The 17131-nt window shown below is 73.8% G+C and carries 15 protein-coding genes and 1 pseudogene; 7 read left to right on the top strand and 9 right to left on the bottom strand.

Features of this window, described 5'->3' with window-relative positions:
• Positions 1-143 precede the first annotated feature (143 nt).
• Genes MUU72_RS07940 through MUU72_RS07930 form a run of 3 tightly spaced genes read left to right on the top strand, consistent with a single transcriptional unit; the run spans position 144 to position 3717 of the window.
• On the top strand, positions 144-1121 hold the full coding sequence (locus tag MUU72_RS07940) for a glycosyltransferase family 2 protein (protein WP_248012419.1): 978 nt from the start codon (positions 144-146) through the stop codon (positions 1119-1121).
• Positions 1121-2485 (top strand): polysialyltransferase family glycosyltransferase, encoded by a 1365-nt coding sequence (locus tag MUU72_RS07935; RefSeq protein ID WP_248012418.1) that lies wholly within the window; start codon positions 1121-1123, stop codon positions 2483-2485. The genes MUU72_RS07940 and MUU72_RS07935 overlap by 1 nt, the downstream gene beginning before the upstream one ends.
• Positions 2485-3717, top strand: coding sequence for an acyltransferase family protein (locus MUU72_RS07930; protein ID WP_248012417.1), 1233 nt, complete (start codon positions 2485-2487; stop codon positions 3715-3717). Before MUU72_RS07935 ends, MUU72_RS07930 begins: the two co-directional genes overlap by 1 nt.
• Positions 3718-3791: 74 nt before the next feature.
• On the opposite strand, the gene MUU72_RS07925 is transcribed toward MUU72_RS07930, so the two are convergent.
• The gene (locus MUU72_RS07925; RefSeq protein ID WP_248012416.1) at positions 3792-4481 is read right to left on the bottom strand and encodes a TetR/AcrR family transcriptional regulator C-terminal domain-containing protein; all 690 of its coding nucleotides are present in this window, start codon (positions 4479-4481) and stop codon (positions 3792-3794) included.
• 37 nt (positions 4482-4518) lie between these two features.
• Here MUU72_RS07925 and MUU72_RS07920 point away from each other — a divergent pair, with 37 nt between their 5' ends.
• A complete protein-coding gene (locus MUU72_RS07920) occupies positions 4519-6141 on the top strand; it encodes an FAD-dependent monooxygenase (protein ID WP_248012415.1) in 1623 nt (540 codons plus the stop codon).
• 204 nt (positions 6142-6345) lie between these two features.
• Here MUU72_RS07920 and MUU72_RS07915 read toward each other — a convergent pair whose 3' ends face one another.
• Positions 6346-6663, bottom strand: a complete 318-nt coding sequence (locus MUU72_RS07915; protein WP_248012476.1) for a hypothetical protein — start codon at positions 6661-6663, stop codon at positions 6346-6348.
• Between the two features lie 220 nt (positions 6664-6883).
• A complete protein-coding gene (locus MUU72_RS07910) occupies positions 6884-8104 on the bottom strand; it encodes a helix-turn-helix domain-containing protein (RefSeq protein ID WP_248012414.1) in 1221 nt (406 codons plus the stop codon).
• Positions 8105-8183: 79 nt separating this feature from the next.
• Here MUU72_RS07910 and MUU72_RS07905 point away from each other — a divergent pair.
• A pseudogene (locus tag MUU72_RS07905) lies at positions 8184-8466 on the top strand (NUDIX hydrolase).
• Between the two features lie 96 nt (positions 8467-8562).
• Here the strand turns inward: MUU72_RS07905 and MUU72_RS07900 are convergent.
• Positions 8563-9975 carry a GntT/GntP/DsdX family permease gene (locus tag MUU72_RS07900; protein ID WP_248012413.1) on the bottom strand — a complete coding sequence of 471 codons (1413 nt, stop codon included), beginning with the start codon at positions 9973-9975 and terminating at the stop codon, positions 8563-8565.
• Positions 9976-10066: 91 nt separating this feature from the next.
• Positions 10067-10582: a gluconokinase gene (locus MUU72_RS07895; protein WP_248012412.1), complete on the bottom strand. Its 516-nt coding sequence runs from the start codon at positions 10580-10582 to the stop codon at positions 10067-10069.
• 171 nt (positions 10583-10753) lie between these two features.
• Here MUU72_RS07895 and MUU72_RS07890 point away from each other — a divergent pair, with 171 nt between their 5' ends.
• A complete protein-coding gene (locus MUU72_RS07890; RefSeq protein WP_248012411.1) occupies positions 10754-11464 on the top strand; it encodes a FadR/GntR family transcriptional regulator in 711 nt (236 codons plus the stop codon).
• 38 nt (positions 11465-11502) lie between these two features.
• Here MUU72_RS07890 and MUU72_RS07885 read toward each other — a convergent pair whose 3' ends face one another.
• Together MUU72_RS07885 and MUU72_RS07880 are read right to left on the bottom strand one after the other, a co-directional pair.
• Complete coding sequence (locus MUU72_RS07885) at positions 11503-11715, bottom strand: hypothetical protein (RefSeq protein WP_066981890.1); 213 nt, start codon at positions 11713-11715, stop codon at positions 11503-11505.
• A 70-nt stretch (positions 11716-11785) separates the two neighbouring features.
• The gene (locus MUU72_RS07880; RefSeq protein WP_248012410.1) at positions 11786-13366 is read right to left on the bottom strand and encodes an acyl-CoA mutase large subunit family protein; all 1581 of its coding nucleotides are present in this window, start codon (positions 13364-13366) and stop codon (positions 11786-11788) included.
• Between the two features lie 100 nt (positions 13367-13466).
• Here MUU72_RS07880 and MUU72_RS07875 point away from each other — a divergent pair, with 100 nt between their 5' ends.
• Positions 13467-13889: a peptidoglycan-binding domain-containing protein gene (locus MUU72_RS07875; RefSeq protein ID WP_248012409.1), complete on the top strand. Its 423-nt coding sequence runs from the start codon at positions 13467-13469 to the stop codon at positions 13887-13889.
• 197 nt (positions 13890-14086) lie between these two features.
• On the opposite strand, the gene MUU72_RS07870 is transcribed toward MUU72_RS07875, so the two are convergent.
• Both MUU72_RS07870 and MUU72_RS07865 read right to left on the bottom strand, forming a co-directional pair.
• Complete coding sequence (locus MUU72_RS07870) at positions 14087-15175, bottom strand: hypothetical protein (RefSeq protein ID WP_248012488.1); 1089 nt, start codon at positions 15173-15175, stop codon at positions 14087-14089.
• Entirely contained in the window at positions 15175-15825 is a 651-nt protein-coding gene (locus tag MUU72_RS07865; RefSeq protein ID WP_248012408.1) for an RNA polymerase sigma factor, read from the bottom strand. Before MUU72_RS07865 ends, MUU72_RS07870 begins: the two co-directional genes overlap by 1 nt.
• Positions 15826-17131 lie beyond the last annotated feature (1306 nt).

Here is a 17131-nt window from a genome sequence, read left to right as displayed (position 1 = left end):
CGGATACCTCAACGGATATCGCCGCATACACCCCGGACACCGTCCGGCCGCCGCACCGGTTAACCATCCCGCCATGCGTCGTTCACCACCGGGTACGCGGCGCGTCAAGACGAATGCCGGGCACCGCCCTTAACGTCTGGCGGGTGGTCAAGCTCTCCGTCGTCGTGCCGTTCTACAACGTGCAGACATACGCGCCCGATACCCTGAAAAGCCTGGCGGCGAACGCCCGTGAGGATTTCGAATTCCTGCTCGTCGAGGACTGTTCGCACGACGAGACACCGGAGATCCTCCGCCGCGCCGCGGCGGAACTCCCGGGCGCCCGGCTGCTGCGGCACGAGAAGAACGGCGGCCTGGCCACCGCCCGCAACACCGGCCTGGACGCGGCGCGCGGCGAGTACCTCACCTTCCTGGACGGCGACGACTGGCTGGCCCCCGGCTACCTCTCCGAACTCCTCGCGGCCATCGAGGAGTTGGGGTGCGACTTCGTACGCACCGACCACGTCCAGTGCACCGGCCGGCGGCGCACCGTGCACCGGGTGCCGCACGGCCGGCGGGGGGTGGTGCTCGATCCGCGCAGCGTGATCCTGCCCGCCGACCGCTCCACCTCGGTCGATTACGCGTACGCCTGGGCCGGGATCTACCACCGCCGGCTGCTGGACGGCGGACTGCTGCACTTCACCGACGGATTGCGCACCGCGGAGGACCGGCCGTGGATCTGGCGGCTGCACCGCGAGGCGAAATCCATGGCGGTGGCCGGTTTGCTGGGTGTTTTCTACCGGCGCGGAGTGGCGTCCTCACTGACCCAGATCGGCGACGTCCGGCAATTGCACTTCATCCGCGCTTTCGACCAGGTGATCGAGGAAACGGCGCGGGACCGGGACGCGGCACTGCTGCTGCCGAAAGCGGTGCGCACATATTGCGCCATCATTTCCCACCACCTCGGCACCATCGAACGATTCGAACCGCCGGTCGCCCGGCAATTGCGGGCGCTGAGCGCCGCGGCCATGAAACGCATGCCGCAGGACGTACTGAAGGAAGCCCTCGATTCCATGGATGCCCAGCGCGCGTCCCGGCTGCGGCGGGTGCGCCGCCGCCCCGCCCCCGCGGAGGTCGCCGCCTGATGCCCGGCCGGCCCCGTACCCAGATCTTCCTGGCGTCCACCCTCTACGGCGCGGCGACCCTGGCCGCCGCCCTGGACGCCGGCCTGTTCGCCCCGGCCGACCGCCGGCTGCTGCTGATCGCCAACAACGCGGCGACCCCGGAGACCAGCCCGGCGCTGGACGCGATGCCCGGTTTCGCGCGGCTGCGCGGCCGCTTCGACGGCGTGCTGTCGTGGAACGAGACGATCCGCCCGTTCCACCCCGGCGGCTGGTCCCCGCGCCCCGACGACGTCCCGCTGTGGGAGCGCCAGCTGCGGCTGCTGTGGGGGCTGGGCGACGACGAGGTGGCGCTGGTCCTGGAGTCCATCCAGGTCAACCCGGCGCTGGCGCTGGCGCAGCTGTTCCCGGACGCGCCGATCGACATCTACGCCGACGGGCTGATGAGCTACGGCCCCACCCGCGACAAGCTCAACCCGCTGATCGGCACCCGGATCGGCCGGCTGCTGCACCTGGACCTCGTACCGGGCCTCGCGCCGCTGCTGCTCACCGAGTTCGGCGTCGAACCGCACATCGTGCCGACCGCGTCGTTCACCGCCGTCCTGGCCGAACTCGCCGCGGAGAGCGCGGACGCCGACGACCTGGCGGACGTCCCCGAGGGCGCGGCGCTGCTGCTCGGCCAGTACCTCTCCGCGCTCGCCATCCTCACCCCGCAGGAAGAGGAGGAGCTGCACGTGGCGATGGCGCGCGGGGCGGTCGCGCGGGGCCACCGCGCACTCGTCTTCAAACCGCACCCGTCGGCACCGGCCCGCTGGTCGCGCCTGCTGGAGCGGGAGGCGGAGAAGCTGGGCGTCGCGCTGACGGTGCTGGACCGGCCGCTGATCGCCGAGGTGCTCTACCAGCGGGTCCGGCCGGCCCTCGTGGTCGGCTGCTTCTCCACCGCCCTGCTGACCGCGTCCGCCTTCTTCGGCCTGCCGGTGGCCCGGACCGGCACCGGACTGCTGCTGGACCGGCTGACGCCGTACCAGAACAGCAACCGGGTGCCGGTGACGCTGGTGGACGCGCTGGTCCCGGACCTCGCCGACCGCGGCGAACGGCCCCGCACCCTGGCCACCCCGGCGACCGTCGGCCCGCTGGTCCGGGCCGTCGGCTACGCCATGCAGCCCCAGATCTACCCGGAGCTGCGCCCGGCCGCCGAGCGGTACCTCACCGCCCACCTCGGCCCGTACACCCGGCGGTACTTCAAGCGGCGCCGGCTGACCGCGCTGGCGCTGCCCGGCGCGCTCCCCTCCCAGCTCTCGTTCATCCCGCGCAACGCCGCGGTGCGCCGGGTGGCGCGCCGGGCCCGGGCCGTGCAGCGCCGGATCACGAAGCGGGTCGCGGCCTGATGGCCACCGCCCCGCCGGCGGCCGGCGCTCCCCTGGCGGCGCCGGTCCGCACCGCGGACGACGCTGCCGGGGCGGGCCCGGCCGCCGTCCCGGACCCCGCGATACCGGGCCGCGGCCGGAGCGGCGGCACCGCCCGGCTGCGGGCCCTGGACGGGCTGCGGCTGGTCGCCGCCCTGATGGTCGCCGCGTACCACTACGGCGGCCGGAACGGCGACATCTCCCGCGCCTGGGGCGCCTCCCCGGCCCGCGAATTCCCGGCCCTGTCCGGGGCGTTCGCGTACGGCTGCCTGGGCGTCCAGATCTTCTTCGTGATCAGCGGCTTCGTCATCTGCCTGAGCGGCTGGGCCCCGCCCACCGCCCACGGCCCTTCGCCGGGCCGTTCCGCGCCGGGGCTGCGGCGCCTGCGCTCCTTCGCCGCGAGCCGCGTCGCCCGCCTCTACCCCGCCTACTGGGTCGCGGTCCTCCTGGTCACCGCCGTCTTCGCACTCCCCTGGGTCGCCTTCAAGGCCCTCTCCCCCAGCGACGTGCTGACGAACCTGACCATGCTCCAGTCCCCGCTCGGCGTGCACCGGGTCCTCGGCGTCTGCTGGACGCTGTGGGCGGAGATGCGGTTCTACGCGCTCTTCGCGCTCTGCGTCGTCCTGCCGGGCGCCACCCGCGGCCGGGTGGTCCTCTTCTGCGCCGGCTGGACGCTGGCCGCCGCGCTGGCCCAGTCCGCTCACGACCCGTTCCTGAACACCGTGCTGATGCCGCAGTACGCCCCGTTCTTCATCGGCGGGGTGGGCCTGTACCTGCTGCACCGCTACGGCGCCAAGGACCTGGTCGCCTGGACGATCGTGCTGGCCGGCTGGCTGATCGGCCAGCACTACGCGGTCGCCGGACTGTGGCACGCGCCCTCCGCGCACGCCTTCTCCTACCGCTCGGCGGCCGTGGTCATCGCCCTCGTCACGGCCGGCTTCGCCCTGGTCGCCGCGGTCGCGCTGGGCGCCTTCCGCCGGGCCGACTGGCGCTGGCTGACCGTCGCCGGCGCCCTGACCTACCCCTTCTACCTCGTCCACGAGCACCTCGGCTGGGTGGTGCTAGGAGCCCTGCACCGCGGCGCCGGACTCCCCGCCTACGCCACCCTGCCGCTGACCGTCGCCCTGATGCTGCTGCTGGCCTGGCTCCTGCACCGCTGCGTCGAACGCCCCCTGACCCCGCGCCTGCGGCGCGCGATCGACCCGCGCCGCTAGTCGGCGGGGCGCGGAGCCGGGCCCGGGCCGCACGGGCTGCGGAGCCGTCCCGCCCCCGCGGAGCCGGGCCCCCCTCACCTCCCCGCGCTCCCCTTCCCCCGCACGTACGTGGCCTCGATCCCGGCCACGATGAGGCGCAGCCCGGCGTGGAAGGACTCCTCCACGTCGCCGAACATCTGCCGCCCGGCCCGCGCGGCGAGCGGGTACGCCGCACCGAGCCGGCTCTCCCGGTCCGCCAGGTCGTAGGCCGGGTCGCGGACCTCCGGGTGCGCGGGGTCGGGGTGCACCGACTGCTCCTCGATGACCAGCCCGATGGTGTAGTTGTACGCGGTCCACCAGGCGGTGACCGCGTCGGCCGGCGGGAAGCCGGCCGCGGTGAAGCTGCTGAGGAAGAGCTCCAGCGGCCCGGCGAAGGTGTCGTCCGTCATCCGCGTCCCGGCCACCACCTTCCCGCCGTCGCGGTAGGAGAGCAGCTCCTGGCGGAGGGTGGTGCAGGTGCGGACGAGCATCTCCTGCCAGGACGGCCACCGGCAGTCCGGACCGGGCCCGCCCCCGGCGAGCCTGGACCGGAACAGCCGCCGGAAGATCTCGGTGGCCATCTCGTCCAGCAGCTCCTGCTTGTTCTTGAAGTGCCAGTAGAGCGCCGGCGCCTGGACGTCCAGCTCCTTGGCGATCCGCCGGAGCGTGAGCCCGTCCAGACCGCCCTCGTTGAGCAGCCGCAGCGCGGTCTCCACCACCCGTTCCCGGTCGATACGCGAAACCATGTTGACAACTTAACACCGTTAAGGGCAGCCTCGCCCCATGGCACTTAACGACGTTAAGGAACCTCTCGCCCACCCTGCCGAGACCGCCGCCGGGACCGGGGGCGGCACCGGCGCCCCGGCCGTGGACGTCCTGATCGCCGGCGCGGGCCCGACCGGCCTGGTGCTCGCCCTCGACCTCGCCCGCCGGGGCGTGACCGCCCTCGTCGCCGAGCGGCAGCCCACCCTCTCCCCCGGCGCCCGCGGCACCGGCATCCAGCCCCGCACCCAGGAGGTCTACGAGGACCTCGGTGTGCTGGCCGCCGCGCAGGCCGCCGGCGGCGACTACCCGCCCATGGCGCTGTGGGAGGACGGCCGGATCGTCCACACCCACCAGATGATCGAGCGGGTCGACCCGACGCCGTCCGCGCCGCATTCCAACGCCCTGATGCTCCCCCAGTGGCGCAACGTCCAGCTGCTCCACGACCGCCTCCGGGAGCTCGGCGGCAGCGTCGCCTTCGGCACCGAGCTGACCCGCTTCACCCAGGACGCCGACGGCATCACCGCCCACCTCACCCCCACCGGCACCCCCGCCGCCGCGGGCGGCGCCGCCCCCGTCCCCCGCACCGTCCGCGCCCGCTACCTCGTCGCCTGCGACGGCGGCGGCAGCACCGTCCGCAAGCAGCTCGGCGTCGCCATGACCGGCCCCGCGCTCGCCCCGGGCCACGCGGTCCTGGCCGACGTCCGGCTGGACGGCCTGGACCGCGAGCACTGGCACCGCTGGATGCTGCCGACCGGCGGCTTCCTCACCCTGCTCCCCCTCGCGCACACCGACGACTTCCAGCTGCTCGCCGCCGCGGCCTCCGACGAACCGGACACCTCACCCGAGGCGGTCCGCGCGCTGATCGCCACCCACACCCACCTCACGCCGGAGCAGGTCCGCGAGGTCCGCTGGACCTCCCTCTTCCGCCCCAAGGCGGGCATGGCCGAGCACTACCGCCACGGCCGGGTCTTCCTCGCCGGCGACGCCGCGCACATCCACTCCCCGGCCGGTGGCCAGGGCCTCAACACCAGCGTCCAGGACGCCTACAACCTCGGCTGGAAGCTGGGCCTCGTCCTCCGCCACGGCGCCCCCGACGCGCTCCTGGACACCTACGGCACCGAGCGCCGCCCGCTCGCCGCCCGCATCCTGGAGACCAGCACCCGCCTGCACCGCTCCGGCAGCCTCCACCGCGGCCGCGACCTGCACCAGCTCGACGTCGGCTACCGCGACAGCCCGCTCACCCGCGAACTGCGCACCGGCCTCCCCGAGGGCGCCCTCACCGCCGGCGACCGCGCCCCGGACGCCCCCTGCGCCCTCCCCGACGGCACCCCGGTCCGCCTCTTCGACCTCTTGCGCGGCCCCCACTTCACCCTCCTCGCCCTCAACACCCCGCCCTCGGAAGCCCTGGAGCGCCTCACCTCCACCACCCCCCTCCCCCTCCGCACCCTCCACACCACCGGCCCCGCCCCCGACCTCCTCGACCCCCACGGCCACCTCCGCTCCGCCTACGGCCCCGCCCCCACCGTCTTCCTCATCCGCCCCGACGGCTACCTCGCCCTCGCCACCCCACCCCCCTCCGCCCCCACCGCCCTCACCGAAGCCCTGACCTCCTACGCGGGAGCGGCGACGGCGGCGGCCTGACCGGCCCCCGCCCCGCACCCCTCATCCCGCATACGTGGACGGTTCCCGCCCTCCCCCGCCACCGGAGGAGGGCGGGAGCCGCTTCCCTCACCGCGCGGGCCAAGCCGGTGCGGCACCCTTCAGGGGAGCGTCCGGAACGCTCCCCGCAGGGCGGACCGGAACGGTGAGCCGGGCCCGCCGGCCCGACCGGGGCGCGCGCCGCCCCTACTCACACCGTTCCGGTCGGGGGAGCTCCTGGGCCTCCTCCTTCCGGAGCAGCCGGGCACCCCGGCTCTCCGCCACCCGCCGCACGTTCCGCAGCGAGTCGTTCAACTCGACGGCCAGCAGGTGCAGTTCGCCCGGCGTCCACATCCGGCCCCGGAGCACCCGGCCGGCCTCCGCGTTGAGCTCTTCCGCCGCCGCCAGCTGCGCCGCCTCCACCTCGTCCGCCAGCCGCGAGACGTACCCCGCCCCGTCCCCCGCCAGCAGAAAGCACGGCTTCCCCTCCGGACTCGCCCACGGCAACAGCCGCGCGGTGTCCATGGCGTTCACCGGGTGGCCCCCTTCGCCCCGCGCTGCGGCTCGAAGAGCGTTCGATGACTTCGGGTCACGTCGTCAACCCCTATGCCGTAGATGGCTTTTCCCCCAGGCCCGCCCGTCGCGGCGGCCGGGGGACCTTGCGTCCGCCAAGCCAACCGGGTGGCGACAGCGCGCGACAGGGACGGAACGTCCTACTCTCAGGGCCTTGCAGGCGCTCCCCCGCCTACCCGGCTCGGCCGACGACCCCCAGGAATTCGGCGAGCTTGCGCAATCCCGGCGGGCGGTGCGGGCCGGCCCACAGATCCGTGACGATGGCGACGGCGAAGGTGTGGTGGCGCATCCAGGCCGGGGCGATCCGGCGCAGCCGTTCGAGGGTTTGCACGGCGCCTTCGATATTCCCCACGTCCGTGTGCGCGCGGGCGACATCCAGCAAAAGCCAGGTACGCCAGGACACGGGGACATCCGGGCTGAGCCGCATTCCCTTGGCGAGGGCCAGCGCCTCGTCCGGCCGTGCGTGCTGAACGGCGAGACGGACACGTTCGATACGGACCGAGGACCGGCTGAACACCGAGAACATCTTCCCGTCCTCCGGGGGAGGAAGCGTGGCCAGCCGGCGGGTGGCGGCCTCCGCCGTGGTCATCAGCTCGTCGGCCGCGCCGTAATCCCCCGAACGGGCCGACGAGGTCGCGGCGGACATCATGAGCCCGCCCCAAACGCGCAGGCCCGCGGCGGTTTTGCCGTGCCCCCGTTCGGCCAGGTCCGCGGCGTGCACGGCCACGTGTGCGGCATCGTCCAGACGGTTCTGCCGCTGGTAATTCCAGGCGACGGAATTACTCACCATCGGCACCAGCAGGGGATCGGACGAGCACTCCGCGGCAGCCATGGCGCGTTCCAGAGCGGCCAGTCCGAGGTCGGTCCGTCCGAGGCGGATGGCCAGGTGACCGGCCAATTGCAGGGCTTTTGCCAACGCCGCCTGACCTGCCGCCTTTTCGTCCGCACCGCCTACCGACGCCGCGAAACGCGCGTCCGCGATGATGCCCGGCAATACCTCCATGACGCGTCCGAACTCGGCGTTGTGGTACAGCGTCCAGCCGTCCGAAATCTCACGCCGGAGAAGCGAAACGGTGAGCCGTTCGGCGCCACTCGGCTCCGCGGGCGGGGCGAAGAGCGGGGGCATGACGGCGCGGCGCACCGCGACGAATTGCGGCGGGTCCGCCTCGCCGGTGGAGGGCACCCCCGGCGGGTCCCCGAGCAGCGCGGTCAGCTCGACCCCGAGCCCCCGGGCGAGTGCGTGCAGGGTGGGCAGGCGCGCACTGTGCTTGCGCTTCTGCTCCAGCTTCCGTACCACGTCGACGGACACGTCCGACCGTTCTGCCAACGCCTCCTGGGTGAGATCCGCCATCCGCCGCAGCCGCGCCAGCCGGTCCCCGAGGTGCTCAGCCATGCTCACGAGGCTACGCCGCGGGGGCGCCGCCGTACGGTCACCGGAACGCATTCCACCGAACGACCGAAAGGCCGGTCCCATGCCCCGTACCGAGTTCTACGACGACCCCGCCGCTCCCGAGCCGAACAGTCTGGTGGTCGCCGCCTCGGCCGTCGTCACGGACGGCGAGGGGCGGGTGCTGGCGGCAGTTCAACGTGTGCTTCACGGTGCGGATCACCGGGGGCGCGCTGCGGGTCTCCGAGGAGTCCACCGCGCTGCGGTTCGTCCCGCCGGACGAGCTGCCCGGCCTGCCGATGCACCCCACCCAGCGGCTGCGGATCCAGCACTTCCTGGAACACCGGACGGCGCCGCACCTGGGGTGACGGGCGCCCGGGAGCGGGTGAGCCCCCGCCGGCCGCCTCGGAGGCGGTCCGCGGGGGCTCGTCCGGCCGTGCCGCGGTGGTCGGCAGGTGGTGGCGCTACACCACCACCGACAACCCCAGCACTCCCACGATCCCGACCACCGAGATCAGGGTTTCCATCAGGGACCAGGTTTTGAGGGTCTGGCCGACGTCCATGCCGAAGTACTCCTTGACCATCCAGAAGCCGGCGTCGTTGACGTGGCTGAAGAAGAGGGAGCCGGCGCCGATGGCGAGGACGAGGAGGGCGGCGTGGGTGGTGCTCATCTCGGCGGCGAGCGGGGCGACCAGGCCGGCGGCCGAGATGGTGGCGACGGTGGCGGAGCCGGTGGCCAGGCGGATGGCGACCGCGATGAGCCAGGCCAGCAGGAGGGTGGAGATGTTCCAGTGCCGGGAGATCTCCAGGATCATCTGGCCGACGCCGGAGTCCACCAGCGTCTGCTTGAAGCCGCCGCCCGCGCCGACGATCAGCAGGACCCCGGCGATCGGGCCGAGCGAGGACTCGACGGTGGCGGCGATCCGGCCGCGGGTGAAGCCGGCCGGCCGGCCGAGCGTGACCATCGCGACGACCACGGCGGTGAGCAGCGCGATCATCGGCGAGCCGACGACGTCGAAGACCCGCTGGAGGGAGTCCCGGGGGTCGTCCACGACGACGTCCACCAGGGCCTTGGCGAGCATCATGACCACCGGGAGGAGGACGGTGGCGACGGTGATGCCGAAGCCGGGGCGCTTGGCCGGGGTCTCCCCCGCGTCCGGGGCCTCCCCGGCGGAGTGCAGCATCTTCTCCGGCGGGGCGATGTCGACCCAGCGGGCCGCGTAGCGGGAGAAGAGGGGGCCGGCGATGACCGCCGCGGGGATGGCGATGACCACGCCCAGCGCCAGCGTCACGCCGAGGTTGGCCTTGACCGCGTCGACGGCGGCCAGCGGCCCCGGGTGCGGCGGGATCAGACCGTGCATCACGGACAGGCCGGCCAGCGCCGGGATGCCGACCCGCATCAGGGAGAAGTTGCCGCGCTTGGCGACCAGCAGCACCACGGGGATCAGCAGCACGATGCCGACCTCGAAGAAGATCGGCAGCCCGATGATCCCGGCGATCAGCACCATCGCCCAGGGCATCGCCCGGCGCCCGGCCCGGGCCAGGATCGTGTCGACGATCCGGTCCGCACCGCCGGAGTCGGCGAGCAGCTTGCCGAGGACGGCGCCCAGCGCGATCAGCACGCCGGTGCCGGCGACGGTCGTCCCCAGCCCGGTGGAGAAGCTGGTGATGACCTTGTCGAGCGGGGCCCCGGCCACCGCGCCGACCACCAACGAGCCGATGATCAGCGACAGGAAGGCGTGCAGCTTGCACTTGGTGATCAGCAGGACGATGACGGCGATACCCGCCAGGACGGCGATGCCGAGCTGGGCGTGACCGGCCGTGGTGAGGGGCACGGTCGCGTCCGCTGCGAGCATCTCGACGCTGAGATGTGGCACGGCGATTTCCTTGCTTGGAGGGGGAGCCGGGCCCCGCGGGGGGGGAGAGGCGGGGCCCGGCGGTCTTGGGGGCCGGTCGTCGGCCCGGGGGTCACGCCGCCGGGATGGGGCGGCGCAGCGCGGCGACCGCGCGGTCGGCGATCTGCTCGGGGGTGCCGGCGACGTCCACGGCCACGCCGGCCTCGTCCGCGCCGAGCGGTTCGAGGGTGGCGAACTGGGAGTCCAGCAGCGCGGTGGGCATGAAGTGGCCCTTGCGCTCGGCCATCCGCGCCTCGATCAGGGCCCGGTCGCCGGCGAGGTGGAGGAAGACCACCCCGGGGGCGGCGGCCCGCAGCCGGTCGCGGTAGGCGCGCTTGAGGGCGGAGCAGCTGACCACCCCGCCGCGGCCGGCCCGCCCGTGCGCCCAGGCGCCGATGGCGTCGAGCCAGGGGCCGCGGTCGGCGTCGTCCAGCGGGACGCCCGCGGACATCTTGGCGATGTTGGCCGGCGGGTGGAAGTCGTCGCCCTCGGCGTACGGCACGTCCAGCGCACCGGCCACCAGGGGGCCGATGGTCGTCTTGCCGGTCCCGGCCACACCCATCACGACGATGACCTCGGCGCTGCCCATCCCGAATACCTCGATAACTCACAGACAGGACATCGCCCGCCATACGGCGCAACAGTGTCCTCTTCGACGTTGTACAGGCCAACTGAAACCCATGAAGTACGACGTATTCAAGACCCTGTGACGCAAACGTCATACTTAATTGGCCGGGCGGCGAGATCGTAGGCTTGCCCCATGGAAGCGACCGGGAGCGGGGAGAAGGGGCTGCACGCCCGCGTGCTGGAGTCCCTGGGGCCCGCGATCACCGCCGGCGACCACCCCCCGGGCACCGTCCTGCGCACCGATGAGCTGGCCGAACGCTTCAACGTGTCGCGCACCGTGATCCGCGAGGCGGTCCGGGTGCTGGAGTCGATGCACCTGGTCGCGTCCCGGCGCCGGGTCGGGGTGACCGTCCGCCCGGCCGAGGAGTGGAACGTCTACGACCCGCGGGTGATCGGCTGGCGGCTGGCCGGCCGGGACCGCTCCCGGCAGCTGCGTTCGCTGACCGTGCTGCGCTCGGCCGTCGAGCCGGTGGCGGCGGGGCTGGCCGCCCGGCACGCCACCCCCGCCCAGTGCGCAGAGCTCACCGAGCACGCGATGGGCATGGTGGCGACCTCGCGCGGCCAGCAGCTCGACGCGTACCTCGTCCACGACGTGGCGTTCCACCGGGTGGTACTGACCGCCTCCGGCAACGAGATGTTCGCCCGGCTCTGGGAGGTGGTGGCCGCGGTGCTGACCGGCCGGACCCACCACCACGTGATGTTCACCGACCCGGATCCGGCCGCGGTCACCCTGCACGTGCAGGTCGCCGAGGCGATCCGCACCGGGGACGCGGCCCGGGCGGAGGCGCTGACCCGCGAGATCACGGCCGGCGCGATGGCCGAACTCGACGTGCTGGCACCGTAGTCGGCCGCCCCCGCCGCGCCGGCCGCCCCGCCGCGCCGTCAGAACAGCGGCTGCTGGCCCGGCATCGGCGGTTCCTCGGGGTCGAAGAGCTTCTCCGCGGGGGCCATCATCGGCGCGGTGCGCCGGGAGCCCGGGCAGGAGATCAGCTCGATCCCGGTCCGCCGGCCCGGGGGGTCGTGCCGGGCGTACCGGCCGCCGACCACGGCGATCTCTCGGGTGCAGACGGGGCAGCGGCGTCGGGGTGCGGACATGCCCTCAGTGTGGCGGACGCGTTCCGGCCGCCGCACCCGGCTCCCGCCCGGGCGGCGGCCGGCGGTGCCGTCAGAACGCGTCCGTCGGCACGTACGTCCCCCAGACCTCCCGCAGCGCGTCGCAGACCTCGCCCAGCGTCGCCCGGGCGCGCAGCGCCTCCCGCATCGGGGGGAGGACGTTGTCCGGGCCCTCGGCGGCCTTGCGCAGCGCGCCGAGCGCCGCGGCCACCGCGTGCCGGTTGCGCCGCTCGCGGAGCACCGCCAGCCGCTCGGCCTGCCGGGCCTCCAGGGCCGGGTCCACCCGCAGCGGCTCGTAGGGCTCCTCCTCGTCGGTGCGGAAGCGGTTGACGCCGACCACGACCCGCTCACCGGCGTCGGTCTCCTGGGCGATCCGGTAGGCGTTGCGCTCGATCTCGTCCTTCTGGAAGCCGCGTTCGATGGCGGCGACCGCGCCGCCGTACTCCTCGACCCGCGCCATCAGCGCGAGGACCTCCTCCTCGACGGCGTCGGTCAGCGCCTCCACGGCGTAGGAGCCGGCGAACGGGTCGACGGTGGCGGTGACGTCGGTCTCGTACGCCAGGACCTGCTGGGTGCGCAGGGCGAGCCGGGCGGCCTTCTCGGTCGGCAGGGCGAGGGCCTCGTCGAAGGAGTTGGTGTGCAGCGACTGGGTGCCGCCGAGCACCGCGGCCAGCCCCTGGACGGTGACCCGCGCGAGGTTGACCTCCGGCTGCTGGGCGGTCAGCTGCACCCCGGCGGTCTGGGTGTGGAACCGCAGCATCAGCGACTTGGGGTCGCGGGCGCCGAACTCCTCCCGCATCAGCCGCGCCCAGATCCGCCGCGCGGCCCGGAACTTGGCGACCTCCTCCAGCAGCGTGGTGCGCGCGACGAAGAAGAACGACAGCCGGGGCGCGAACTCGTCGACGGCCATCCCGGCGGCGAGCGCGGTGCGGACGTAGGCGATGCCGTTGGCCAGGGTGAAGGCGATCTCCTGCGCGGGCGAGGCACCGGCCTCGGCCATGTGGTAGCCGGAGATGGAGATGGTGTTCCAGCGCGGGATCTCCGCACGGCAGTACCGGAAGATGTCCGCGGCCAGCCGGAGCGAGGGCTGCGGCGGGAAGATGTACGTGCCGCGGGCGATGTACTCCTTCAGCACGTCGTTCTGCACCGTGCCGCTCAGCTGGTCCCCCCGCAACCCCTGCTGCTCGCCGACGAGTTGGTACATCAGCAGGAGCAGCGCGGCCGGTGCGTTGATGGTCATCGAGGTGGAGACCTTCCCCAGCGGGATCCCGCCGAGGAGCACCGCCATGTCCTCGACGGAGTCGATCGCCACCCCGACCCTGCCGACCTCGCCCGCCGCGATCGGGGTGTCGGAGTCGTGCCCCATCTGCGTCGGCAGGTCGAAGGCGACGGACAGCCCGGTCGTACCGTGCTCGATGAGCTGCCGGTAGCGCGCGTTGGACTCCCGGGCGGTGCCGAACCCGGCGTACTGCCGCATGGTCCAGGGCCGGCCCGTGTACATCGTCGGGTAGACCCCCCGGGTGTACGGGTACGCGCCCGGCCCGCCCAGCTCGCGGTCCGGATCCCAGCCGGCCAGGGCCTCCGGCCCGTACACCGGCTCGATGGGTAGCCCGCTCTCGCTGTACCGCACCATGTCCGCTACGCCTCCAAACGGGTGAACAGTCCCGGTTCATGCCGCTATCACAGCATGCCCGGAGGTTCGTCCCTGCGCACCGTTGGGAAGGGGGTGGGTCATGCGAAGCGGGAGCGGAGGGCCGGCGGCCCTGCTGGCGGCGGTGGTGCTGATGCTGGCGACGGCCTGCCATCCGGCGCGGCCCGCCGTGCTGCTCGGCCCCGGTGCGCACGGCCCCGCCGTCCGCGACCTCCAGGCCCGCCTGGCCCAGCTGGATCTCTTCACCCGCCCGCCCACGGGCCGCTACGCGACCGAGACGGCCCGGGCCCTGCGCCGCTTCCAGCACCAGGCGGGCCTCCCGCCCACCGGCACGTACACCACAGCGGACCGCTCAGCCCTCAACTCCCGCACCAGCACCCCGAAGAAGCCCGAACTCCACCCCGGCCATGTCCAGAACACCCAGAGCGTCCACAGCACCCACAGCACCCACAGCACCCACGGAAGCCGCAAACACCGGCATGTCTCCGGCCGAAGCGACAATTGAGCAGCCCCCACCCACCGCCTCCACACCCGTGAAAGCGGCGCCGGCTCAGGCGCAAAGAGGGGGGCGCGGGCAGGGCCGGGGGAACGTGCCCCGCCCGCGCCGTGTGCGCTGAGCCACGGGTACGGGGGGAACCCTGGCTCTTGCGCCGCCGATGACCAGTCGGCTCGTTTCTTACTGCGTCACCGGCTCGAAAAACGTCACACCTGGGTGCCGGGCGGTGTTCCGGCGGGTGCCGGCGGGGCGGTGGTGGGCGCCGCGGTGGGGGTCGGTGCGGTGGGCGCCGGTGCGGGCGTACCGGTGGCGGGGGCGGGCGTGCCGGGGGTGACGATGCCGGACCGGGGGATGCCGGGCGGGGCGGCCGGGTCGCCCTCCTCGTCGCCGGTGCCGCCACCGGTGCGGCCGCCGCCGGTGCCGTGTCCGCCGCCGTTGCCGTTGCCCTTGCCGTTCCCGTTGCCCTTGCCGCCGCCCGCGCCATCGTTGTCACCCGTGCCGGCGCCGGGCCGGCCGGCCTGGAGGAGGTACTGGCGGCAGAAGGCGTGCACCTGGCCGGGGCCGCCGGCGGCGGCCTGGAGGCGGGCGAGGGTGTCGCGGTCGAGGGCGCCGCGGTTGCCGGCTTCGTAGTTCCGGCAGAGGGCCAGCAGCAGCTTCTTCTTGTTCTTGCCGTCGGGGTCGGCCCCGGGTCCGCCGTGGTCACCGGGGGTGTCGCCGGGGGCGGGGGTGGTGCCGGGAGCGGGGGCGGTGCCCTGGCTGCTGCCGGGGGCGGGGGTGGCACCGGGGGCGGTGCGGCGTCCGCCGGGCGGGGTGGTGGGGGTGCGGCCGGCCTCACCGGTGGGGGTGGCCGGCCGCTGGGAGTCGAGGATGCTGGGCGACTCGGCGGCGGTCACGGTGGCGCCGGGCTGGGTCGGTTCGCCGCCCTGAAAAGGGGTGGGCAGGACTCCGGTGCCGGCGGCGACCGCGATGCCGCCGATCGCGCAGACGGCGAGGGCGACCGCGAAGCCGCGTCTGAAGGGACGGGCGAGCCCGGCGCGTTCGGCGGCGCGGGCGGTCCGGGTGCGTGCGCCGGGGCGGGCACCGGGGGCGTGCCGGGCCTGCCGGAAGGCGGCCAGGGCGGCTTCCTCACCGGGCAGCGCGGTGCTCGGGGGCAGGGCGGTGCCGGCCGCCGCGGCGGCCTCCAGGAGCTGTTCCAGTTCGCGTGCGCCGTCTCCGACCTGGGAACCGACCGGTTCGCCACGCAGCAGTCGCTCCGCGGCGTCCTTGTCGAGCCAGTTGTACCGGTCGTCGGCCATCACATGTCCTTCTGCGTTCGGGCGGCCGTTTCCGTCACACCTGGTACGTACGATTCCGCCACTTCGCCGCCGTCGTCCGCGGCGCCGTCGCCGGTGAGGAGTTCGGCCAGCTTCTTCAGTCCGCGGTGGGCCGCGGTGCGTACCGCGCCGGGCCGTTTGCCGAGGACCTGGGCGGCGCTCTTGGCGTCCAGGCCGACCACGACCCGCAGGGTGACCGCCTCGGCCTGGTCCTGCGGCAGGCGGCCTATCAGCCGGAAGGTGCGGCCGGTGCCGAGGGCTTCCAGCGCTTCGCCGGCGGTGTCGGAGGCGGCGGGGGTGTCGGCGAGTTCGGTCTCGTCGCCGCCGATGGCGGGGCGGCGGCCGCGCATGCGGATGTGGTCCAGGGCGCGGTTACGGGCGATCCGGGCGGCCCAGCCGCGGAAGCGGTCCGCGTCGCCGCTGAAGCGGGCGAGGTCGCGGGTTATCTGGAGCCACGCCTCGGAAGCGACGTCCTCGGCGTCGGCCTCGCCCACCAGGGTCCGGACGTAGCCGAGGAGCCGCGGATGTATGGCGCGGTAGACCGTCCGGAACGCGGTCTCGTCGCCGTCCTGCGCCGCCTGCACGGCAACCGTCAGCCGTCCGTCGTCCGGCTGAATGTCGTCCCCTCGCACGGGTCCATCCTGTCGCACGCTGAATGTCCGCCGCCCGGTCCTTGCCGTTTCGCGCTGTCGCTGTTACGTAGCCGTTGGTCTGCCGTCTGGTCCACCGGAACCGCCGTGCGCCCGGCGCGGTCAGCCGCTGCGCCGGGCGCCGGCGCTCCGGCCGTTCCTGCTGACCGTAACGGGTCTGACCGGGCGCCCGGCACCCGGGCCACCTCCGGGGCGGGCGGCGCGAGGGGGCGGGGTGGTGCGTCGCCATCCGAACTCCCCGGTAACCGGCCGCGCTTCCGGCCGCCGGGATCCGCCGCGGCCGGTGCGCCACCGGCGCGTTTCGGCACGTTACGGGCCTTGCCCGGCCCGCGTCCAGACCACTGGCCGTGCCGCCGCCCGTACCCCCTGTGACGCTTTCGGGCCCCGCGGCGCTGTATCGATTAGGAGCCCGTCACGGGCTCCCCGCGAACGACGGCCGGGGCCTCTCCTGTGGGGGGTGGCGGCCCCGGCCGTCTCTCGCGCCCCCACCTTCCGCGGCCGGACGCCTCACCGCGCCGCCGCCGTGACCGACCCGACGGCCAGCCGCTCCAGCGCCTCGCGCGGCCGTACGACGACCCGGGCCCCGACTAGCGGGTGACACCCACCCAGGCGCCGAGGACAACGCCCATCGCGAGGCACACCACAAAAAGTCGGGCAGTCCAGTTGTCCTTCTCGATGGCCATCCGGACCGTCCGCCAGAATTCCCGTCCCATAGCGCCTCCCTGATCATGCGGCGAGTTCGGACGAGACCAGTCGGCTCGTTCCGCACTGCGCAAAATCCTGGAAAAACGTCACCCGCACAGGAAGGGAAACCGCGCGCGGACGCACCCGGCCTGCTGCGCCCGGCCCGTCGACGACTCCGGCTCGCGCCCCCCGACGCCGGCCACTCTCCGGTGCTCCGCCATCGCGCACCGGCCTCGCCGGCACCCCGCGGGCCGCGGCCCGCGGCCCGCGGCCCGCCAGACATGACCCGCACCGCGGAGCATCGCGTGCGCGGTGGCACAGCGGCCCGCACCCGCGCCGCCCGCACGGAGTCCGGACACCCCCAGGGAAGCGGGCCGTGCCATTGCCCTCGGGCGCCACATACCTACGCTGCTGCGCCATGGCAGCCGCAGCCCCTCTCACGCATTCCTCTTCCCGAAGTCGATCCGTGTGTACGGCACGCGAATTCGAGCCATTGCTTGGCCATATCCGCGCGGGTCATACCGCCTGGAAGCAGGGCGAACTCGGTAAACAGGTCGATGCGCTGAGCAGCCACGGTGCACTGTCAGTGGTGCGCGGTAGGTTT

Source organism: Streptomyces rhizoryzae (assembly GCF_023155275.1).
GTDB lineage: Bacteria > Actinomycetota > Actinomycetes > Streptomycetales > Streptomycetaceae > Streptomyces > Streptomyces rhizoryzae.
Note: the sequence above shows the minus strand (reverse complement) of the source record. Positions and strands in the feature narration are given on the sequence as shown.